At 61.8% G+C, this 19633-nt stretch carries 22 protein-coding genes and 2 tRNA genes; 9 read left to right on the plus strand and 15 right to left on the minus strand.

Annotated features, from left to right (window positions below):
- Positions 1–169: 169 nt before the first annotated feature.
- The 3 genes from ACFSQT_RS28115 to ACFSQT_RS28125 form a co-directional block, all read right to left on the minus strand.
- Positions 170–1567 carry a TolC family outer membrane protein gene (locus tag ACFSQT_RS28115; RefSeq protein WP_379024250.1) on the minus strand — a complete coding sequence of 466 codons (1398 nt, stop codon included), beginning with the start codon at positions 1565–1567 and terminating at the stop codon, positions 170–172.
- 178 nt (positions 1568–1745) lie between these two features.
- Positions 1746–2414 (minus strand): protein-L-isoaspartate O-methyltransferase family protein, encoded by a 669-nt coding sequence (locus tag ACFSQT_RS28120; protein ID WP_379024252.1) that lies wholly within the window; start codon positions 2412–2414, stop codon positions 1746–1748.
- Between the two features lie 90 nt (positions 2415–2504).
- A tRNA-Cys gene (locus ACFSQT_RS28125) sits at positions 2505–2578 on the minus strand.
- A 225-nt stretch (positions 2579–2803) separates the two neighbouring features.
- Here ACFSQT_RS28125 and ACFSQT_RS28130 point away from each other — a divergent pair.
- Complete coding sequence (locus tag ACFSQT_RS28130; protein WP_379024254.1) at positions 2804–3004, plus strand: hypothetical protein; 201 nt, start codon at positions 2804–2806, stop codon at positions 3002–3004.
- A gap of 16 nt (positions 3005–3020) precedes the next feature.
- Here the strand turns inward: ACFSQT_RS28130 and ACFSQT_RS28135 are convergent, their stop codons facing one another.
- Positions 3021–3278 carry a hypothetical protein gene (locus ACFSQT_RS28135; RefSeq protein ID WP_379024256.1) on the minus strand — a complete coding sequence of 86 codons (258 nt, stop codon included), beginning with the start codon at positions 3276–3278 and terminating at the stop codon, positions 3021–3023.
- A gap of 223 nt (positions 3279–3501) precedes the next feature.
- Between ACFSQT_RS28135 and ACFSQT_RS28140 the strand changes: the two genes are divergently transcribed.
- Positions 3502–3576, plus strand: a tRNA-Asn gene (locus ACFSQT_RS28140).
- Positions 3577–3773: 197 nt separating this feature from the next.
- Here ACFSQT_RS28140 and ACFSQT_RS28145 read toward each other — a convergent pair.
- From ACFSQT_RS28145 to ACFSQT_RS28195, 11 genes are all read right to left on the minus strand, one after another.
- Entirely contained in the window at positions 3774–3986 is a 213-nt protein-coding gene (locus ACFSQT_RS28145; protein WP_379024258.1) for a hypothetical protein, read from the minus strand.
- The gene (locus ACFSQT_RS28150; RefSeq protein WP_379024260.1) at positions 3964–5058 is read right to left on the minus strand and encodes an adenylate/guanylate cyclase domain-containing protein; all 1095 of its coding nucleotides are present in this window, start codon (positions 5056–5058) and stop codon (positions 3964–3966) included. Before ACFSQT_RS28150 ends, ACFSQT_RS28145 begins: the two co-directional genes overlap by 23 nt.
- 520 nt (positions 5059–5578) lie before the next feature.
- Positions 5579–5842 (minus strand): hypothetical protein, encoded by a 264-nt coding sequence (locus ACFSQT_RS28155; protein ID WP_379024262.1) that lies wholly within the window; start codon positions 5840–5842, stop codon positions 5579–5581.
- Between the two features lie 311 nt (positions 5843–6153).
- Entirely contained in the window at positions 6154–6387 is a 234-nt protein-coding gene (locus tag ACFSQT_RS28160; protein ID WP_379024264.1) for a DUF982 domain-containing protein, read from the minus strand.
- Positions 6377–6625: a DUF982 domain-containing protein gene (locus tag ACFSQT_RS28165; RefSeq protein WP_379024266.1), complete on the minus strand. Its 249-nt coding sequence runs from the start codon at positions 6623–6625 to the stop codon at positions 6377–6379. Before ACFSQT_RS28165 ends, ACFSQT_RS28160 begins: the two co-directional genes overlap by 11 nt.
- On the minus strand, positions 6625–6855 hold the full coding sequence (locus ACFSQT_RS28170; protein ID WP_379024268.1) for a hypothetical protein: 231 nt from the start codon (positions 6853–6855) through the stop codon (positions 6625–6627). The genes ACFSQT_RS28165 and ACFSQT_RS28170 overlap by 1 nt, the downstream gene beginning before the upstream one ends.
- A 577-nt stretch (positions 6856–7432) precedes the next feature.
- On the minus strand, positions 7433–8632 hold the full coding sequence (locus ACFSQT_RS28175; RefSeq protein WP_379024270.1) for a mandelate racemase/muconate lactonizing enzyme family protein: 1200 nt from the start codon (positions 8630–8632) through the stop codon (positions 7433–7435).
- Between the two features lie 9 nt (positions 8633–8641).
- Positions 8642–8968, minus strand: a complete 327-nt coding sequence (locus tag ACFSQT_RS28180; RefSeq protein WP_379024272.1) for an NIPSNAP family protein — start codon at positions 8966–8968, stop codon at positions 8642–8644.
- Between the two features lie 102 nt (positions 8969–9070).
- Complete coding sequence (locus ACFSQT_RS28185; protein ID WP_379024274.1) at positions 9071–10429, minus strand: mandelate racemase/muconate lactonizing enzyme family protein; 1359 nt, start codon at positions 10427–10429, stop codon at positions 9071–9073.
- Positions 10430–10492: 63 nt separating this feature from the next.
- Positions 10493–11659, minus strand: coding sequence for a mandelate racemase/muconate lactonizing enzyme family protein (locus tag ACFSQT_RS28190; protein WP_379024276.1), 1167 nt, complete (start codon positions 11657–11659; stop codon positions 10493–10495).
- 53 nt (positions 11660–11712) lie between these two features.
- Positions 11713–12423, minus strand: a complete 711-nt coding sequence (locus ACFSQT_RS28195) for a GntR family transcriptional regulator (protein ID WP_379024278.1) — start codon at positions 12421–12423, stop codon at positions 11713–11715.
- A gap of 214 nt (positions 12424–12637) precedes the next feature.
- Between ACFSQT_RS28195 and ACFSQT_RS28200 the strand changes: the two genes are divergently transcribed.
- The 7 genes from ACFSQT_RS28200 to ACFSQT_RS28230 all read left to right on the plus strand — a co-directional run bounded on the left by ACFSQT_RS28200 (position 12638) and on the right by ACFSQT_RS28230 (position 19588).
- On the plus strand, positions 12638–14116 hold the full coding sequence (locus ACFSQT_RS28200) for an ABC transporter substrate-binding protein (RefSeq protein WP_379024280.1): 1479 nt from the start codon (positions 12638–12640) through the stop codon (positions 14114–14116).
- Positions 14117–14296: 180 nt separating this feature from the next.
- On the plus strand, positions 14297–15256 hold the full coding sequence (locus ACFSQT_RS28205; RefSeq protein WP_379024282.1) for a carbohydrate ABC transporter permease: 960 nt from the start codon (positions 14297–14299) through the stop codon (positions 15254–15256).
- On the plus strand, positions 15253–16143 hold the full coding sequence (locus ACFSQT_RS28210) for a carbohydrate ABC transporter permease (RefSeq protein WP_379024284.1): 891 nt from the start codon (positions 15253–15255) through the stop codon (positions 16141–16143). The genes ACFSQT_RS28205 and ACFSQT_RS28210 overlap by 4 nt, the downstream gene beginning before the upstream one ends.
- A gap of 10 nt (positions 16144–16153) precedes the next feature.
- Positions 16154–17251 carry an ABC transporter ATP-binding protein gene (locus ACFSQT_RS28215; RefSeq protein ID WP_379024286.1) on the plus strand — a complete coding sequence of 366 codons (1098 nt, stop codon included), beginning with the start codon at positions 16154–16156 and terminating at the stop codon, positions 17249–17251.
- Positions 17252–17284: 33 nt separating this feature from the next.
- Complete coding sequence (locus ACFSQT_RS28220; protein ID WP_379024288.1) at positions 17285–18448, plus strand: mandelate racemase/muconate lactonizing enzyme family protein; 1164 nt, start codon at positions 17285–17287, stop codon at positions 18446–18448.
- A gap of 22 nt (positions 18449–18470) precedes the next feature.
- Entirely contained in the window at positions 18471–19211 is a 741-nt protein-coding gene (locus tag ACFSQT_RS28225) for a ribonuclease activity regulator RraA (RefSeq protein ID WP_379024290.1), read from the plus strand.
- A gap of 233 nt (positions 19212–19444) precedes the next feature.
- Positions 19445–19588: a hypothetical protein gene (locus tag ACFSQT_RS28230; protein WP_379024292.1), complete on the plus strand. Its 144-nt coding sequence runs from the start codon at positions 19445–19447 to the stop codon at positions 19586–19588.
- Positions 19589–19633 lie beyond the last annotated feature (45 nt).

Consider the following 19633-nt stretch of genomic DNA (forward strand, 5'->3'; position numbering starts at 1 on the left):
TTCCGCTCCGGCAAAGCCGGATCGAATCATGACGACAGCGTAACCGACGGATCGCCGAACGAGAATCCCCAATCTGGGGACTTGTGGGATTTCAACAGATTAGACCAGATCCCGAACCAACGGGCAGCGAAGCCCCGTGCTCAAGCACGAGGGCCGAAAGCCGAACCTCTCAGCGGCCGTCCGGCGTGCGCACGCCGATCCACTTGTCCTTGACCGCGTTGTAGTGCTCTTCAGGTCTGTATTTTGTCACCTGCAAGCCAAGGCGGTCGACGGACAGGCGGCCGGTCGCCTGCAGGATGGCGTAGCTCGCCACCACCACATCATGCTCGAAGCCGGCCTGGTTGATCTCGGCGGTGATGACCGTTGCCTGTGCGTTGAGGACATCGAGCGTGGTGCGCTGGCCGACATTGCGTTCTTCGATGACGCCGCTCAGTGCCAGCTTCGCGGCCTCGATCACTTGCCTGTTGGCCGCGAGTTGTTGCTGCGCGGCAGTGTACTCGGTCCAGGCGGCGGTGACGGCCTGGCGCACCTGGTCGCGGCTGACGTCGACCTGGATGCGGGCCTGGCTGAGCGATTCCTTGTCCTGGCGCACGATCGCCGAGGTGCGGCCACCGGAATAGATCGGGATGCTCAGCGTGGCGCCTATGCTGGCCGAATTGGTGGTGCCGTCCTGCGACGCAACGCCCGGCAAGGCACCAGGCGATGTATTGCGATAAGCGCTCGAAACGCCGGCGGAAGCAGTCAGCTGCGGCAGCAGCGCGCCTTCGGCCGACTTGACCGAAAAGGCGGCGGCGTCGACCAGATGCTGGGTGGCAAGGATGGCCGGGTGCTCATTCGCAGCCACCCCGACGGCAGCAGCGAGGCTCGACGGCAACAGCTTTCCCACCGGCGAAGCGGCTTTGAGCTTGCCCGGTTCGTCGCCGACGATCTGGCGATAGCTCGCGGCACTTGCCAGTGCCTGCGCCCGGGCGGCGCTCAGCGATGCCACGGCGGCGGCGCGCGATGCATCGGCCTGCGCGACATCGGTACGCGTGCCTTCACCAACCTCGAAGCGCGAACGCGCCGCGCGCGCCGTTTCGCTCAGGAATTGCAGGTTCTGTTCGGTCAGCACGGCGATCTGGCGGTCGCGAATCACGTTCATATACGCCTGGGCCGCACTGAACAGGGTGTTCTCTTCGGTGTTGCGCAGGCTTTCGACGGAAGCGCGGACCTGCGCTTCAGCGGCAGCGACATTGTTCCTGGTCTGAAAGCCGTCGAACAGCGTCTGATTGATCTGGACGCCAAAATTGCCGGTGGTCAGCCGCACGCTTGAGTTGGTGCCGTTGAGATGGCTGCTGGAATAGTCGATTGCCGCCGACCCGTTGATGGTAGGGCGCCAGCCCGACTTGGCGATTGCGACGCCCTCATCGGTGACACGGACGCCGGCGCGGGCCGAATTCAGCGTGGAATTGTACTGATAGGCCTTTGCAAGCGCACCCATAATGGTTTCCGCCGAGGCCGAGAATGGAGAAAGCGCGGTCGCGGAAACGAGGACGGCGGCGAAAAGGCTCTTGCGTACAGGCGGCACGGTGTATCCCTCATTCGTTTTCCATGGGAACCACGCCGCGCCAGCTTCTCATTCTGAGCAGCCGGAGTGGCGTTTTCATGTTCCCTGTCGCCTAGCCCAAGTGCCCCCAGTTGGGATCAGCAACGATTGTTCAAATGCAAGCGACCATGACAAAGCCTCTCCTGCAAGGCAAAATCATTCAGAATTCGAAGGCACGGATACGTTCAAATCCCGGTAGTGGCTTAATTGCCGCATTAAACGCGCGTCTTCCGGTTACAACCCCCCCGGCCTTAAAAAAAAGTCGGGCCACGCCGGAATTGCCCTGCCCTTCGACGGCGACGAGGCGGCCGCCCTCGGCAAGCTGGTCGAGCAGAGTCGCCGGCACTTCCGCGACACTGCCGCCAATGAAGATGACATCATAAGGCGCCCAGGCGGCATGCCCTTGCGGCAACGCGCCCTGGACAACGGTAACATTGCCGCAGCCCAGCGACGAAAGCGTCGTTCTGGCGGTCTCGGCCAGCGCCGAATCGCTTTCGAGCGCCACCACGGACTTCGCCAGCCGAGACAGGATGGCCGAGGCGTAGCCGGTGCCGCAGCCGACATCGAGCGCCGAATCGCTCTGACTTATCTCAGCCAGCTGGATGAGCTTGGCCAGCGGCGAGGCTTCCATGAGGTAGCGCGCGCCGTCCGCGCCGGCGGCAATGCGGATGTCTTCGTCGATATAGGCGAGATCGCGCTGGGCGGCGCCGACAAACACCTCGCGCGGCACGACAAGCATTGCCTCGAGCAGCGGCGCGCTGGTCACATCGGTGGTGCGAACCTGCCCATCGACCATCTTGACGCGAAGCTCGGAGAAATCAGCGCTCATGTCCCAACCAATCCGCTTGCCGCGCCAGAACCGCGGTTCATTATGTCTGGAACTACAGGCCCCGGCGCTGCTGCGCGGGGGCCCGGGCATTGGAGGCCTCGCCCGGAATCGAACCGGGGTGCAAGGATTTGCAGTCCTCTGCGTAACCACTCCGCCACGAGGCCTCATTGCTCCCGGCGTTCCACCCGGTTCCAATAGGTTGCGGCGAAAATGCCGTCAAGCGGCCACCGTGCATTCCGAACGGTTTCCTCCGAGCCAATGCGGGCGGCATTCCGTCAAATGGTCAGGCGCAGGCCTCACGACAATACATTAGCTGATCGTTAAGCATGGTTCGAAGTCGGACGAAACTCTTCAACCCCCCATACGTTGAGCAAGGCGGGAGGCAAGCCATGCGTTCGACAATTGCGGCAAAAGACAAGAATGCGGCGTCCGGCCTGTCGCTGCCGCAGTGCGAAGAGCTTTTGAGCTACGCCATCGACCGCCTGTGTATTGCGAGCAGCCTGTCGCCGCACGACCGGGCGAAGCTCGCCTCAGCCGCGGCGATTCTCAAGCAGATCCGCGAAGCTCTGGAGGAGCACGCCGGGCATTGAGCCGCGCTATCGGCCTTCAATCCGGCCGGCGGCGCCGTTCCCACCAGACGGCAAAGCGCCGCCGGTGGCGGCGGATCAGGGCGAATTCATAGGACAGCACCAGCAATCCGAGCGGAACCATCCAGAAGCCGAGGATCGGCAGGAAACCGAGTATGCCGCCGATGGTCAGCAGGATACCGATGGCGATTCTGAGCCCGCGCGAGCGCGGCATTTTGAACTCACGACCGAAAACCGAGATTTTCCGCGCTGGCATCTGGTTGTCTTGTGCTGTCATCGTTTCGAAAGATTGACCCGTTTTCACCGTTCAGGAGCATCGTTAAACCAAAGCCGCAGCCGCGCTTTCGGTTCCGCACCCCCGCCAAGACGGCTAATATGAGGGCAGCCGCGGACGATTGCGAGAAACGTCCGAGCAAAAAAGCCTCGGAAAAATGCGAAATGCTTCTTTGCAAAGCGGAAAAGGGCAGCTATACGCTGCGCCACTCACATAAGAGCACCGTTCCCCGGTAGCTCAGTGGTAGAGCAACCGGCTGTTAACCGGTTGGTCGCTGGTTCGAATCCGGCCCGGGGAGCCACTATCACCAGAAAAGTCTTGAGACCCAAGGATTGCAAGGGTTTCCTCTTCCCCAGAGATACACCGCGCGATACACTGCGGGGTACCCTGAGCACGAAGATTGACGTGAAGCATATACAAAAACGCGGCAAAGCCGGATGGCGCTATCGGCGCAAAATTCCCAGGGAACTTCGGGCCGCAGCAGGCAAGCTGGAAATCCTAATTCCGCTTGGTAGCACCGAACAGGAAGCCCTCAAGGCTTACGAAGGTCTTCTCTTTCTTACGCTGGGGCATCAGTTGGAGAGGCGGGAAGCGACCTTCGGTCGGCAACGACAGCAGCTCGGCCAGCAGCGCCCCGTCCTCCGGCGAGGCCGGGGCAAGCAGGGCCGCCAGCTTATCCAGCTTCCTCTCAGGTGGGTCGTCGCGCTCCAACCCGGCGGCACGTTCTAGCTGCGCAATGGTCGGGTGGAGCGCGCTGTCTTGATGGTGCGGCGAACAGAAATAGCGCAAGCGAGTGTGGCTCGTTCTGGATCCGCTCCTGCAAGGTGACGGTGAGGCGCGACTTTCCGATTCCCGGCTCGCCTGAGAGCAGCACCACACGACCTTCACCACTTTTCGCGCGATGCCAGTGGCGCAGCAGCAGGTCGACCTCCTCCTCACGCCCGACCAGCGGCGTGGGCGTCGTCCCATGCAGCGCCTCGAACCGGCTTTCGACAGCGCTCTCACGAAACACTTGATAGGGATGGATCGGCTCCGGAAAGCCTTTCACCTCGACGGCGCCAAGATCGCGATATTCGAAAAGATCGCCGACCAGCTGCCGCGTTTGCGGCCCGATCACGACCGCGTCCGGTTCGGCAAGAGCCTGCAGGCGGGCGGCGAGGTTCGGCGTCTCGCCCACGACGCCGCGCTCTTGCCCTTCGCCGGCGGTGATCAGGTCGCCAACGACGACCTGTCCGGTGCCGATGCCGATACGAACCCGCAATGGCTCGGGCTCTGGGAGTCGCGTAACGGCATTGACGAGAGCAAGGCCAGCGCGCACCGCCTGCTCGGCGGCGTTCTCGTGCGCCTGCGGGTAGCCGAAATACACCAAGACTCCGTCGCCCATATACTTGGCGACAAAGCCGCCGAAGTGGGCGACCGTATCGGCGACACAGCGGTGATACGCTCCGATGGTCTCACGCAGGTCCTCGGGATCCAGACGCGTTGCCAGCGCCGTCGAGCCGACGAGATCCACGAACATGACGGTCAGCTGTCGACGCTCGGCGCTTAGCTCCTGGCGGTTCTGAGCCACGATGTTATCAGTGCTCGCGTCGGGATGGTTTGACGACGGCCCCAGCCCCACTATCGCCTTGCGGAATCGCTTGCGATGACCGAGGAGCATACCGAGCTTCTCGAGGTCGGCGTCAGTCAGCTCCGGCAGGACTTCCGCGTCGATCGCGTTGTCGCGAAATGTCTGCTCGTATTGCTGGAGGCCGAGGCCTCGCAACCAAGCGGCAACGTCCACATAGCTCTCCCAAGGTTGAATTCGGGTCGCTTAGCCGCAATATTAACTCAGATGCCAGGGAAATGCTCTTTGGCTTCGGCGTAATCGATCCGCACCTTGTCGCCGATCTCGCCGTGGCCAAGACCTTTTCCTTGTCCTTGGTGGTCAGCACGGTCCGCCAATGCGGTTTGTCGAACACGCTCACCACGTAGGTCGTTACAGGCTTAGGCTCCACCTTTTGCTGCTTCCATCGTTCATACGGATAAGTCCCGATTATATTAGCATCGGCATATATATATCCCCCAGCCGGCGCGACCGCCAATGCCCCCCTCGCCGGTCAGGCCCGGCGCTCTGCTGGCCAACCCCGCCGTGCGGAGATGCCGGGCCGCTTAGTCTGACCGCCGCTGCCCTGGGGTCTTCGGGTGGCTGGTGAACGAGATGTTCCGGTCAGGGCGCCCCGCCTCGCGGCAAGGCTGGCCGACGCCGACCGCCGCGCCGGGCGTCCCGTTACGTGGACCGACGAGGACGCTGAAGCTAAGGCCTATCGCACGACCACCGACAACAGCAGGACGACACCGATTCCGATCATCAGTAGGCCGGGCCAGTTTTGCGACAGGCCGAGGAAAGCGAGCCCGCGACGGCGCGGCTCAAGTGTCGGACCTGACGTTGCGAGATTTGGCGTCGGGCCATCTGGTGGCGCGGGAAAGGGCGTCGGATTGCTAAGCCGCCCGCGATTGAGGACTGCGAGCGCCATGTATACGATGCCGGCGACAGTGAGCAATGCACCGATCAGGATGACAGCCATTTCTCCTCGCTCTTCTTCAGGTCCCGTCGCGAATGCGGCTGCTTGCGTGGTCCTTGGCGAAGCGGTTCGCGAACGCACCGGACTTCGCCGGTCACCCGCTGAGACAGAACGGTCAAGATGCCCGGCAGGTTCCGACAAGGGGACGCACTGGTGGTTCGCAGAGTGAGCCAACCGGCAACTAGGCAGCAACTCGATCTGTCCGACGACGCCTAGAGCAATTCCAGGAAAAGTGTGTAACGGTTTTCCGTCCGGAATTGCGTCAAAACAAACAGATAGAGCGGTTCGGCGTTTCCGTGAAACGGTGAACCGCTCTAGGCAGGGGGAAGGAACATCCTCTCCTCTTTGGCCGCAGCCTCGAATGCCCTGCGGGCCTCCTGAGTGGGCACGTTGCCTTCCATAGCGGCCATGCAGGTCTCCACCGCCAGGTTCCACTTGGGGCCACGCTTCGTCCACTTCAGAAGCTGCTCGGCGGCACCCTCGACGTGGCTGAATGGGAAGCCATGAGGGACAATGTAGCCGAAGCGGTACACGTTGTCAGTGGTCATCCGAGAGCAGCTTGCCCTCCTCCTCGGCAGCGGCAATGAACGCCTTACGGACGTCCTCGGGTGTCATCTCGCCGGCAAGACAGGACATGCAGGCTCGCACCGCATGGTTCCACATGAGGCCATGATTGTTCCACTCCATGAGTTCCCGGGCGGCACCCTCGACGTTGTTGCAACCGTACCGGACACCCGGCTTGCCAGTCGAGACGGTGACCGGAGGGTTGAACCAATGGAGGGGCATCAGGGTTCCTTGAGATCGAACACGACGAACTGTCCGTGGACCACGGCTAGACCTACGATGATCTCCACCAACTCACAGTCGGTCTCTTCTAAATGAGGGTCCGCCTGGCGTATTGCCATCACAGTTTCCTTGACGGAAACGGTGCTGCCAAGTCGGTTGTGATGGATTGCAGCCTCCACCAACTCCTTGGCTGTGCAGGCGGTGGGCCGACGGTTCGTCAGAACGTTCACCCGAGGTCTCCCCAAGGCAATAACCCATGCAACTATTTTGGCACTATGCGGGGAAAAATCAATTCCGATTTCGTGTGAGTTGGTGGGCAGGTTGTGGCCTCAAGGCCCGTCCTGTTGGGATGCCCTAAGTGTCTCCCCGCTGTTCCCTGTCGCGGCAGTTTAGAAGGTCGACCAGATCGTCGGCCTCCTCGATAGGCATGTCGATCAATGGGACGCCCACCTCGACCACCGGCAGCCCGCTGAATACGTCGACGACGTCCCACGTGCCTTCAGGTGTCTTCTCTATACCGTAACGCTGGGGCATGGGGCGGGTATTTAGGGCAGGTCGGAATGTTTGGTAGGAATTTCTGAGAAAGGGATCGGATAACCAGCACGCGCCCGGCCCCCTCTTCGTCCCATAGCGCGGCGCGTCAAGGCTCCCCGTGTTCGTTGCGGTGACGCTCGGACAGCGTCGCTGGAGAGATCGCGAATGCGGTTTATGCATCAAACCGCGTGGCATGCGAAGTGTACCAGCGGGGCCGTTGCAGGTCCCCCAGAGTTGCGCGGTCCGCGCCGTGCAAAGGTGGCGAAAAAAGGTTCAGTCGAAGAAGCCCGCATCCTCTTCCCTGAGATACTTCCTGGCTGCTTCGGCGTCGATATCGAGGCCCAGCCCCGGCGCTTCCAGCAGGTCCACCATGCTGTCCTTCACGATCTGCGACGGCAGGCCGATCACGAGGTCCTCCCACCACGGGTCGGAGGCGCTCGGATATTCGAAGGCGATGTAGTTGGCGGGCAAGGTGGCGCAGACATTGATCAGCGCGCCGAGGCCGAGCAGGCCGTTCGCCGTGCCGTGCGGCGCCATCAGGATCGAGTGCATGTAGGCGTGCTCGGCGACCCATTTGAGCTCGGCGATGCCGCCGATATCGGCCGGGTCCGGACCAATGATACGGACCGCCTGGGTTTCGATCAGCTCCTTGAAATTGTGCCGCAGGTAGATCTGCTCGCCGGTATGGATCGGCGTCGAGGTGGAGGTGGTCAGCTCCCGGTAGGCCTGCGGATTGACCCACGGCACATAGTCGCCGGTCAGCATGTCCTCGAGCCACATCAAATTGTACTTCTCGACCGCGCGAGCGAACTTGATCGCGTCGGGCAGCATCCAGCCCGGGCCGCAGTCGAGCGCCAGGCTGACCTTGTCGCCCAGCACTTCCTTCATGGCGATCACGCAGTCGAGCATGTGATTGAAACCGCGCTCGCTGATCACCCCCTGATCCATGGCACCGTGATAGCCGGCCTTGTTCTGCGTCACGCCGTAATGGAAGCCCTCGATGGTGTCCTTCATGTTGGAGTGGAACGAGATTCCCTGCTTGACCATGAAGAAGTTCTGCGGCTGCTCCATCATCCATTTGACGTCGGCGGCGTAGTCCTCCGGCCGGTCGCCCGCGCGTTTCTGGCGGATCGAGCCGTTATAGACGCGCACCTTGTCGCGCACCTTGCCGCCGAGCAGCTTGTAGACTGGAACACCCGCCGCTTTGCCGGCGATGTCCCATAAGGCATGCTCGATGGCGGAGACGGCGGCGCCATAGGGCTTGAACGAGCCGCGCTGGCGGATCTTCAGCATCACCCGCTCGACGTCGGTCGGGTCTTCGTCGATCAGCGCCTCGCGGAAATGCAGCACAAAGGGCTTGAGATAGGTCTTGGTGAACTCGACTTCGCCAAGGCCATGGAGGCCTTCGTCGGTGACGATGCGGACAATCGGGTGCTTGCCGATGACGGCGCAGCGCAGGTCGGTGATCTTCATGGCGCAGTCCTATTTCACAGACGAGAAAGCTGTGGGCGTGAGCAGCTGGCTGCTGATATTGGCAATGATCTGCCCGTCGCGCTCAGACTCGTCCCGGGCCCTGTGCCATGCCGGATCGGTGACGAAAGCCGCCCATTTCGCCTCACGCTCGGCCAGCGATTCCCAGGCGAGGAAATAGGTGAGGCGATTGCTGTTTTCGCCGATCACCGTGGTGAAAAACCCGGCTTGGCGGATGCCATGCCTCTCCCATATGGCCAGCGTTTGGTCGGAAAAGCGCTTGAGCAAAGCCGGCAGCCTGCCCGGCAGGCAGTCATAGATACGCAGTTCGTAGATCATGGTTTCGTCCGTTTCTTTCTTCGCCTCTCCCTTGGGAGGTCGACACGAATGGTCGGTCGTTGGCCCTGTGAGCCTGGGGGGAATGAGGGCAGGGGGTCTGGGCTAACTCCAGGTCCGGTCCCAGCTATATTCATTGTCCCAATGCTCGGTGGATTGCCATATCCCCGTGACACCGGGCTGCAGATGCTGGCTGATCACCTCGTCGACCACATCGTCTATGCCCAGCCCCGGCTTGTCGGGCACGGTGATGAAGCCGTCCTTGACGAGCGGCTTGGGCAAGCCGGTGACGATATCGTCCCACCAGTCGACATCGGCGGAGTGGTATTCGAGCGCCATGAAGTTTTCGGTCGCGGTGGCGACATGTGCCGCGGCCATTGCGGCGATCGGACTTTCGGCCATATGGATGGCCATGGCGACGCCGTGGTCCTGCGCCATGTCGCCGATCTTCTTGGTCTCGAGGATGCCCCCGCTGGTGAGCAAGTCCGGGTGGACAATGGACAGGCCGCCGCTCTTGAGCAGAGGCTCGAAGCCCTCCTTGAGGTAGATGTCCTCGCCGGTGCAGATCGGCACCGTGGTGGCGTCCCGCAGTTGTCGGTACTGCTCGCTGTATTGCCAGGGAATCACGTCCTCCAGCCAGGCCGGAACGTATTTCTCGATACGGCGCGACAGGCGTATGCCGTCCTGCAGCGAGATGTGGCCGACATGGTCGATGGCGAGCGGGATCTCGTATCCGATGACCTCGCGAACCTCGTGGATATACTGCTCGAGCAGGTCGATCCCCTTTTCGGTGAAATGCAGGCCGGTGAACGGGTGCTGCACGTTCTGCGCGTCGTAGGCGAGATTGCGGGCCTTGCGCTCCTCTGGGGATCCGCGGCGGCCGCGCGGATTGGCATGAAACCCTTCGAGCGCGCCGGCGGGCGCGGCCACGGCGCCCGGGATATGGGCGATCTGCATCAAGCCCAGATCCATCTTGAGGAAGGTGAAACCGCGGTCCATGCGCTGCTTGAGGCGCTTTCCGGTTTCGGTGCCGCTCGGCTTCTCGGCGTCGGTATCGCAATAGAGGCGCACCTTCTCCCGAAACCGGCCGCCGAGCATCTGGTAGATGGGAACGCCATAGGCCTTGCCGGCGAGATCCCACAACGCGATTTCGACCGCGGATACGCCGCCGCCTTGCCGGCCGTGCCCGCCGAACTGCTTGATCCGGCGAAACAGGCGGTCGATGTCGCAAGGGTTCTCGCCTAGCAACCGGCTCTTCAGCATCAGTGCGTAGGTGGCGCTGGCGCCGTCGCGCACCTCGCCAAGCCCGACGATGCCCTGGTTGGTGTAGATCTTCAGCAGCGCTGAGGTGAACGGCGCGCCGACGATTTCGGCGACCCGCATGTCGGTGATGCGAAGCTCGGACGGCTTGGAGTTCGTGTTCACCCGATTGAGCGCCTCGTCGGCTTCGCCCGTCTTTGGCATGATCTATCCTCGTTCTGGTCGGCTGGCTTGTCGTCCGGTACGCCGGACCCGGCATGGGCGCTGCTAGCCCAGCTCTATCTCGTGGGCCTGAAGGTAGTCGCGGTTCATCTCAACGCCGAGGCCAGGCTTCGACGTCAGCTTGAGGCTGCCGTTCGAAACGTCGAGCGGGCTGTCGATCAGGTGATCGTATTTGCCCAGGTTCCACTCCGACGTTTCGAGTTTGTAGAAGTTGGGAACGGTCATCATCACCTGCGCTCCCGCAACCACGTTGATCGGCCCCGCGGCGTCATGCGGCGAGACCGGGATGTAGTAGGCTTCGCATAGGGCGGAAATCTTCTTGAGTTCCGTAATGCCGCCGGTCCAGGTGACGTCTGGCATGATGTAGTCGGCGAGCCTGTTCTCGAGCACCGGCACGAAATCCCACTTCGTATGACCGCGCTCGCCCCACGAGATCGCCGCACTGACCTTCTCACGCACCTGCTTGAGGGCGTTGAGGCTCTCGGGCGGACAGGGCTCCTCAAACCAGTCGATCTGGCCGGCTTCCTCGAGGCTCCGGCACAGGCGAATGGCGGTGGGAACGTCGAAGCGGCCATGCGCATCGATCAGGATGTCGACATCAGGGCCCGCCGTTTCGCGGATCAGAGCTGTGAGTTCGGCGGCTTCGCGCTCGTCCTTGCGGGTCATGCTGCCATCGAGGTAGCCGTCGCGCTGTTCGCGGGACAGTCCATCGGCGGTGCGGCCCTGATGGGGGAAAGGATCGAACTTGAGCGCCGTGTGTCCGGACTCGACGATGTCTCGAATTTCGCGGACCACGGCCTCCTTGCTGGTAAATTTGGCCTGGTTGGGATGGGTGTAGAGCGCGATCTCATCTCGTACCGGTCCGCCCAGCAGCTCGTAAATCGGCTTGCCGAGGACTTTGCCCCGGATGTCCCAGAGGGCTATATCCATGGCGCTCACGCATTCGACGGCGGCGCCGCGGCTGCCCATGTAGGTGAAGCTGCGGAAAATCTTATGCCACAGGTGCTCGATGCGCGCTGGATCCTCGCCGGTCACGGCGACACCGATCTGACGCAGGATCGTGCAGAGCGCGCGGTTGGCGAGCCTGGTCGTGGTTGTGATCTCTCCCCAGCCGCTCACCCCCTCGTCGGTCGTCACTTCGACGAACAGGTACTCCCCCCAGTATGAAGCATCGGACTTGATCAGCCACGGCCGAACGCTCGTGATTTTCATCTCTCAACTACCTCTATCTGATGGTCAGGCTAACGATGTTCCTGATTGGAGGTTTATCCGGCCCGAGCGGCGTTGCGCGCACGCATCTGTTCGAGAACATGCCGGCCGGAGCCCTCGACATGGCGGGAAATCAGTTCGGCGGCTTTGTCTGCCTCTCCCGCCTTTACGAGCGCGATCAGTTCGCGGTGCTCGCGAATGATCGCGGCACGCCGTGCGAGCGTGAAATTGAAACGCCGGCTCACGGCTCGCAGCACTTCACGATGCTTCCACCAAAGCTCGGCGGCATGGCGGTTATAGTGCCGTTGATACATCACGGTGTGGAAAGCGGTATCGAGCTCGCTGTGCCTGAATGTGTCGGCGAAGTTGTTCTCTTCGATCAGGCCTTGGAGACGCTCGAGTTCGGCGATGTCCTCGCCGGTCGCCATATTCACGAACCATCGCGTCAGGGCTGGCTCGATCAGGACACCGATTTCGTAGATATCCCGGACGAAATCCTGATCTATGGGTCGCACGCGCGCCCCGCGGTTGGGGAGAAAGGTGACAAACCCCTCCCCGCGCAAAAGCTGCAGGGCCTCGCGCACGGGGTTGGTCGAGGTGCCGTGACGTCGGGCGAGATCGGTGACCACAAGCCGTTCGTTGGCGGCGAGCCGTCCCTCGATGATGTCTTCCCTGATCCGTTCATAAAGCGAGGCGCCCTCGCTGGAGGCCCCGATAAGGTCAATCCCCGCAGGTGGCTTGGCTTTAAAATCGCTTGTTTCGGCCAAGGCCCGCTCCCCGATTTAGTACATACTCTGCCCGATATCACACACGGTTTCCACAAACAATGTACGATTTATCGCGTTGACAGACAATACACGATCTGAAAACGTACAAAGTGCTCGAAGGGATACACAGAACAGGAAGACGTTCCGCGATCGAACGAGCAAGGACCGCTTGCCCCGAAGCAGAGCGGCATGGGAGAGAACCTGGAGGATACCTATGACGAGGATTTCACTCGGCGGTGCCGTCCTGCGCGGCACTGTCTCCACTGCTTTAGTGGTATCGCTGTCCGCGTCGGCGCTGGGTGCGCCGCCGGTCGATTTGAGCAAGTGGTCGCCGGAATATGTGCGCTCCATTGCAGGCACACAGGATTTTGATACGGCGGCCGATTGCGGCAAAGTCACCCCGCTCGACTACAAGGGGCGACTGACTTTCTGGTATCAGGGCGTGTTCGAGGGCGACCCCGACCTCCTGCGCCAGTATTACAAGGATTTCTTCGAGACCTTCCGCAAGACCTATCCGAACATCCAGCTCGAGGAACAAGCCCTCACCTACAACGACCTTCTCGACAAGTTCCGCACGGCGCTCCTGGGCAATGCCGCGCCGATGGCGGTCCGCCTGCAAATCCTGGGTGGTACCGAGTTCGCCGCAAAGGGCTATCTGGAGCCGCTCAAGCCCGAGGATGTGGGGTATTCGACCGAGGATTTCTGGCCCGGCGCCATGAAGGCCGTGACCTGGGACGGGGTGACCTACGGCATTCCGACCAACAACGAGACGATGGCGTTCATCTGGAACGCCGACATCTTCAAGCGTGCCGGCCTCGATCCGGACAAGGCTCCGGCGACCTGGGACGACGTCGTCAAATATTCCAAGCAGATCCACGACAAGCTCGGCATTGCCGGTTACGGCCTCGTGGCTCGCAAGAATGCCGGCAATACGCCATACCGCTTCATGCCCCAGCTATGGGCCTATGGCGGCGGCGTCTTCGACGAGGCCACCGCAAACCCGACCTATAAGCAGGTCGAGCTCGATAGCCCGCAGAGCAAGGCGGCGCTGCAGGCCTCGTACGATATGTATGTCCGCGACAAGTCGGTTCCGGTTTCGGCACTCACCAACCAGCAGGCCGACAACCAGCCGCTATTCCTCGCCGGCCAGCTCGGCATGATGGTCTCGCACCCGTCCGACTATAACGTCATGCTCGACCTGCAGAAGAAGGCGACGGGCACCGACAAGGACAAGGCGCAGACCGTCATCGACAACATGCGCTACGGTCTGATTCCGACTGGCCCCGACGGCAAGCGCGCCGTCGTGTTCGGCGGCTCGAACATTCACATCCTGAAGCCCGAATATGTCGAGGGCGGCAAGGTGGACGAGCCGGCTGCCAAGGCCATCATCTGCATGTGGACGAGCCCCGAATGGTCGCTGAAGATGGCCTACGCCGGCTCGAACCCGGGCAACCTGAACGGCTTCAAGACCAAATGGATGAAGGAACGTCTGGACAACATCAAGTTCCTTGATGTCACCACCTCGATGCTGCCTTACGGCATCCCGTTTCCGGCGCTGCCGCAATCCCCCGAGATCATGAACATCATCATCCCGGATATGCTGCAAAATGCCCTGACCGGAGCGATGACTGTCGATCAGGCAGCGGACGACGCGGCCGCGAAGGTAAAAAGCCTGGTAGAGGGCAAACTCTAGAGCGGTTCACCGTTTCACGGAAACGCCGAACCGCTCTATCTGTTTGTTTTGACGCAATTCCAGACGGAAAACCGTTTCACACTTTTCCTAGAATTGCTCTAGTCGAAGCCTGACATACGATCCGACCGGCTGCAGCGACAGTGCAGCCGGTTCGTTCAGAAGAAATAAGGGCGCGCCACAGTGACGATCGTGACCGGGAAGGCCGAGGCTCGCCGAAGATTGCAATCCGGCAGGTCCGGCGTGCTGTGGAAGATATGGGAGCATCGCGCCGACTACGCCTACGTACTCCCGGCGATCGCCGTGATGCTCATCGTCATCGCCTATCCGATCTACTACACGATCGAGCTGTCGTTTTTTAAGACGCCGCCTGGCCTGCAGCTGCGCGACAAGACCTACGTCGGCTTCGACAACTACACGACCATCCTCACCAGTCCGGTGTTCTGGAAAGTCACCTGGAACACCATGATCTGGACGCTGGCATCGACTTTCATCTCCTTCGTCCTGGGGTTTGCCTCCGCGCTGGCGCTCCACCGCGACTTTATCGGCCGTGGCGTCCTGCGCGCTATCCTGATCATTCCCTGGGTTATCAGCGCCGTCGCCGCCTCCTACATCTGGAAGTGGATCTACCATTCGGACTTCGGGGTCATCGGTGCGGTGCTGGTCGGTCTCGGATGGGCCGACCGGCCGCCGAATTTCATCGACAGCGTCAGCACGGTGCTTCCCTCCCTGATCGTCGTCAATATCTGGCGCGAGTTTCCGTTTGCCATGATCATGATGATGGCCGGCCTGCAGACGGTCCCCGAACAGCTGCTGAGCGCCGCAAAAGTCGACGGCGCCAATGCGTGGCAGCGATTCTGGCACGTTACCTTCCCGCATCTGAGCAGCGTCTCGACGGTGACTATCCTGCTGCTCGCAGTGGCCAACTTCAATTCCTTCATCATCCCCTGGATCATGACCGGCGGCGGGCCGTCCAACGCATCGCATATCTGGATCACCCACATTTATGAGCTCGCCTTCGGACGACAGCTCTGGGGCGTGGCATCGGCCTATTCGGTGCTCCTGTTCCTCATCCTGATGACGCTGGGCTACTTCTATGTCCGTGCGCTGAGCGGCAACGAGCGGAAAGAGGGGCGCGCATGAGCACGATTGCCGAGACAGCCCCGCGGGGTCGGACCCGTCGCCGCATGCGCGTCGACGGATGGCGGTGGGCCGGGCGCATCTTTCTTGTGTTCATGCTGCTCTATACCGCGTTGCCAATGGTCTGGATGCTGATCACTTCGATCAAGTCCGGCTTCGCGGCGATGGAGTTCCCCCCGCAATGGTGGCCAGACGAGCCTACCCTCGCCAGCTACCAGAAGCTGCTCGATCCGCAGAACAGCGTCGGCCAGGACTTCCTCCGTTTCTTCTGGAACAGCCTTTTCGTGTCGACCGTCACGACAATCCTTTCGGTGATCGTGGCTGTCCCCGCGGCCTACGCGTTTTCGCGTTTCAGGTTCCCCGGCCGGAACTTCCTGTTCTTCGCCGTGCTGCTGCGCAACATGTTCCCGGCGGTGATCTTCCTCGTGCCGCTGTTCATCCTGATGCGCATGCTCGGGCTGGTGAACACGCATGGCTCGCTGATCCTCACCTATCTCACTTTCGGCCTGCCGCTGGCGATCTGGCTGCTCAAGGGTTTCTACGACAACATCCCGGTGCAGCTCGAGCAGGCGGCGCGCATCGATGGGGCAACGCGATTCCAGGCCTTCATCCTGATCGTGATGCCGCTCTCGACGCCCGGAATCATCGCCACCGCGATCTATTCCTTCATCGGCGCGTGGAACGAGTACATCTACGCCTACACCTTCCTCTCCAAGAACGAGCAGTTGACCCTGCCGGTCGGCATCCAGCGCTTCTTCTCGGAAAACACGACGGACTTTCCGGGCCTGATGGCGGCCAGCTTTATGATGAGCGTGCCCGTCGTCGTGCTGTTCCTCGTCCTGCAACGATACTTCGTACGCGCCCTTACAGAAGGCGCGGTCAAGCACTAGGGAGTTGCCGATGGCCCACGTGGTCCTCAAAGATCTCGTCAAGACCTATGGCGGCTTCAAAGCTGTCAACGACGTTTCGCTGACGGTCAATGACGGGGAGTTCGTTGCGCTCGTCGGCCCTTCAGGCTGCGGCAAGACAACCACGCTCAATCTCGTCGCGGGGCTGATCCCGATCACATCGGGCGACATCGTCATCGGCGACCGGGTGGTCAACGACCTCGACCCCAAGGACCGGGACATCGCGATGGTGTTCCAGAACTACGCGCTCTATCCGCAGAAGTCGGTCTACAAGAACCTGGCGTTCCCGCTGCAGATGCGCAAACTGCCCAGGGACGAGATCGACAAGAAGGTCAAGGAAGCGGCGCGGGTGCTCGACATGACGCACCTGCTCGAGCGCAAGCCGCGCGAACTTTCGGGCGGGCAGCAGCAGCGTGTGGCCCTGGGCCGTGCCCTTGTCCGCGACCCGGCTGTGTTCCTCATGGACGAGCCGCTCTCCAACCTCGACGCAAAGCTGCGCGTGCAGATGCGGTCGGAGATCAAGCGCTTCCACCAAGACCTGAAGGCGACGATCATCTATGTGACGCACGACCAGCTCGAAGCCGTGACCATGGCCGACAAGATGGCGGTGATGAACGGCGGCTACCTGCAGCAATACGATTCACCGGCGCAGGTCTTTGCTCATCCCGTGAACATGTTCGTCGCCAGCTTCATCGGCAGCCCGGCGATGAGCCTTATTCCGCTGGAGGCGTCGACGGCGAACGGCAACACCGTGCTGACCAGCGCGGAGGGCTGGAGCCTTGAGCTCTCACCGCGCAACGCCCAGAAGGTCGCTGGCGCAACCACCAAGAAAGTCGTGCTCGGCGCTCGTCACTCGACGATCAGGCTCCATAAGAGCGCGGTGCCAGGCAGCGTCCCGGCCAAGGCCTACACGGTGGAGCCGACCGGAGACGTCACCTTCGTGCAGGCGTTCCTGTCCGGCGCCATCGTCAACGTCAGCGTGCCGCCGACCATTGCCGTCGCACCCGACGAGCGGATCTGGCTCGAGTTCGACCAGGAGCGGATGCATCTGTTCGACGGCGAAACTGAAATGGCCCTCAAGGCCAACTGAGATAGGGCGGATGCGTGCGGAACGTGGGCGTGGATGACTACAAAGCTTAAGATCACCGCGATCAAGCCCTATCCAGTGTGGGTGGGAACGCGCAACCAGATGCTGGTCAAGGTCGAGACCGACCAGGGCATCTTCGGCTGGGGCGAGAGCGGCTTGAGCGGTCGCGAGCGGGCCGTGGCCGGCGCGATCGAGCACTATCGCGAGTTTCTCATCGGCCGCGATCCCCTGCAGATCGGGCGGATCTGGCAGGAGGTCTATCGCAGCCAGTACTTCGAAGGCGGGCGAGTTCTGCAGGCGGCGATTTCCGCCATCGACATCGCGCTGCACGACATCAAGGGCAAGGCGCTAGGGGTGCCGGTCTACGAGCTGCTCGGCGGCAGGCAGCGCGACCGCATCCCCACCTTCGCCTCGACCGGCGACGAGGCCGAGGGCGATATTGCCATCGAACGAGCCCGCGAACTGCGCGCACAGGGGTGGCAGGCGATCCGCTTCTTCCCCGTCGGGCAAAACAGCAAGGACATCTTCGAGCCGCGCGAGTCGATCGGCGCTACCGCAAGCATGCTGAACAAGGCCCGCGAGGCGCTGGGCGACGATGTCGTCCTCGGCATCGACTATCATCATCGGCTGTCGGTGGCCGAGGCGGCGAGCTTCTGCAACAAGCTCGGCCGCGGCGTGCTTGATTTCCTCGAGGAGCCTATACGCGACGAGACGCCGGAGGCTTACGAATCCCTGCGCACAATGACCAATATCCCCTTTGCCATCGGCGAGGAATTTGCCAGCAAGTGGCAGTTCCTGCCCTACATCGAGCGCGGCATCCACCAGTTCAACCGGCTCGATATTTGCAATGTCGGCGGGTTCACCGAGGCGATGAAAGTCGCCGGCTGGAGCGAGGCGCACTACGTCGACCTGATGCCGCACAATCCCCTTGGCCCGGTGTGCACGGCCGCGACCGTGCATCTCGCCGCCGCCGTCCCCAACTTCGCGTGGCTCGAGACCAGGGCGCCCGAAATGCAGCTGGGCTTCGACAATTCCGACTTCTTCCCCGTGCAACCACGGCTCGACGGCCCCGATTATCCGGTCGGCGATCTGCCGGGGCTCGGCGTCGAGGTCAACGAAGCGGCGGTTCAGGCGGAGAGCTTTCGCTTTTGGGAAGCGCCTCACCTCAAGCGCCGCGACGGTTCTGTTACGAACTGGTAGTTCCATTCAACCGGAGTCCACAATGACACATACTCCCGACATTACGCGGCCGCCCAAGGACCTGATCGACGCGCTGAGGGAGATCGGCGCCGCGACGGTTGCCGGCACGCTTGGCCACATGGGCTTCCGCAATCCGCACATGGTCGGTCCGGTGGCGCAGAACCACGGCAAGTCGATCGTGGGGCCGGCGCTGACGCTGCAGTTCATGCCGCAGCGGCCGGACCTCTTCACCGAGGGAGAATATGCCGATCCGGAGACGCAACTGCACCGGCATGTGCTCTATCACGCGCAAGAAGGCGATGTGGTCGTGGTCGACGCGCGCGGCGACATGAGTTCGGGCGTCTTCGGCGATATGATGTCGACGTATTTCAAGGGCAGAGGCGGCGCGGGCATTGTCATCGACGGGTGCATGCGCGACCGGCCCAATGTCGAAAAGCTCGACCTGCCCCTATGGCTGCGCGGCTGGACGCCCAACTACCATGTGCAGACCAGCATCTATCCCAATGCCGTCAACGTTCCGATTGCCTGCGGCGGCGTCACGGTGATCCCCGGCGACATCATCGTCGCCGACGATGACGGGGTGGTGGTGGTTCCCGTCGCAATGGCCGCAAAGGTAATCGAAGAAGCGAAGAAGCATCATGATTGGGAAGAGTTCTCGCGAGAGAAGCTCATGCAGGGCGCCCCGTTGCAACGCTATTATCCGCTGCATGACGATGCCCGCGGGGAGTACGAGGAGTGGCGGAAAGCCAACCCCAAATCTTGATGGACGGAACGTTGGTTGCGTCTTCGTATACGTGTAATTTTGGCGCACGCATCAAACCATCTCTGAAAGCGTCTTCGTCAAAGGTTGACTGCGAGTGCCGCGGCGACGGATTTTCGAATGGCACGCCCATCTCGCCCACTAGGTCCGCGGCGAAGGTTAGGCAGCAGGCCAATTAATTGCGGCGCGCCACAGCGACGGCGGGGAACCGGTGGCACCTCAGCGCGTTCCCTCGCATGCTCAAGAAGATCGCCTTCGCCACCATTCTGATACAGGTCGCCGCCTTTGCCGGGCTCGTCACTGAGACGGTGCTGTTCACGTCAACCACCACGACCCAGGCCGCGGGCGCGCACCCTGACGGCACTGTGGCAAATCACTGACAAAGAATGCGCCAGGCGGGTTGAGGCGAGGAAGCTCATCACGAC

The organism is Mesorhizobium calcicola (assembly GCF_042682105.1).
GTDB lineage: Bacteria > Pseudomonadota > Alphaproteobacteria > Rhizobiales > Rhizobiaceae > Mesorhizobium > Mesorhizobium calcicola.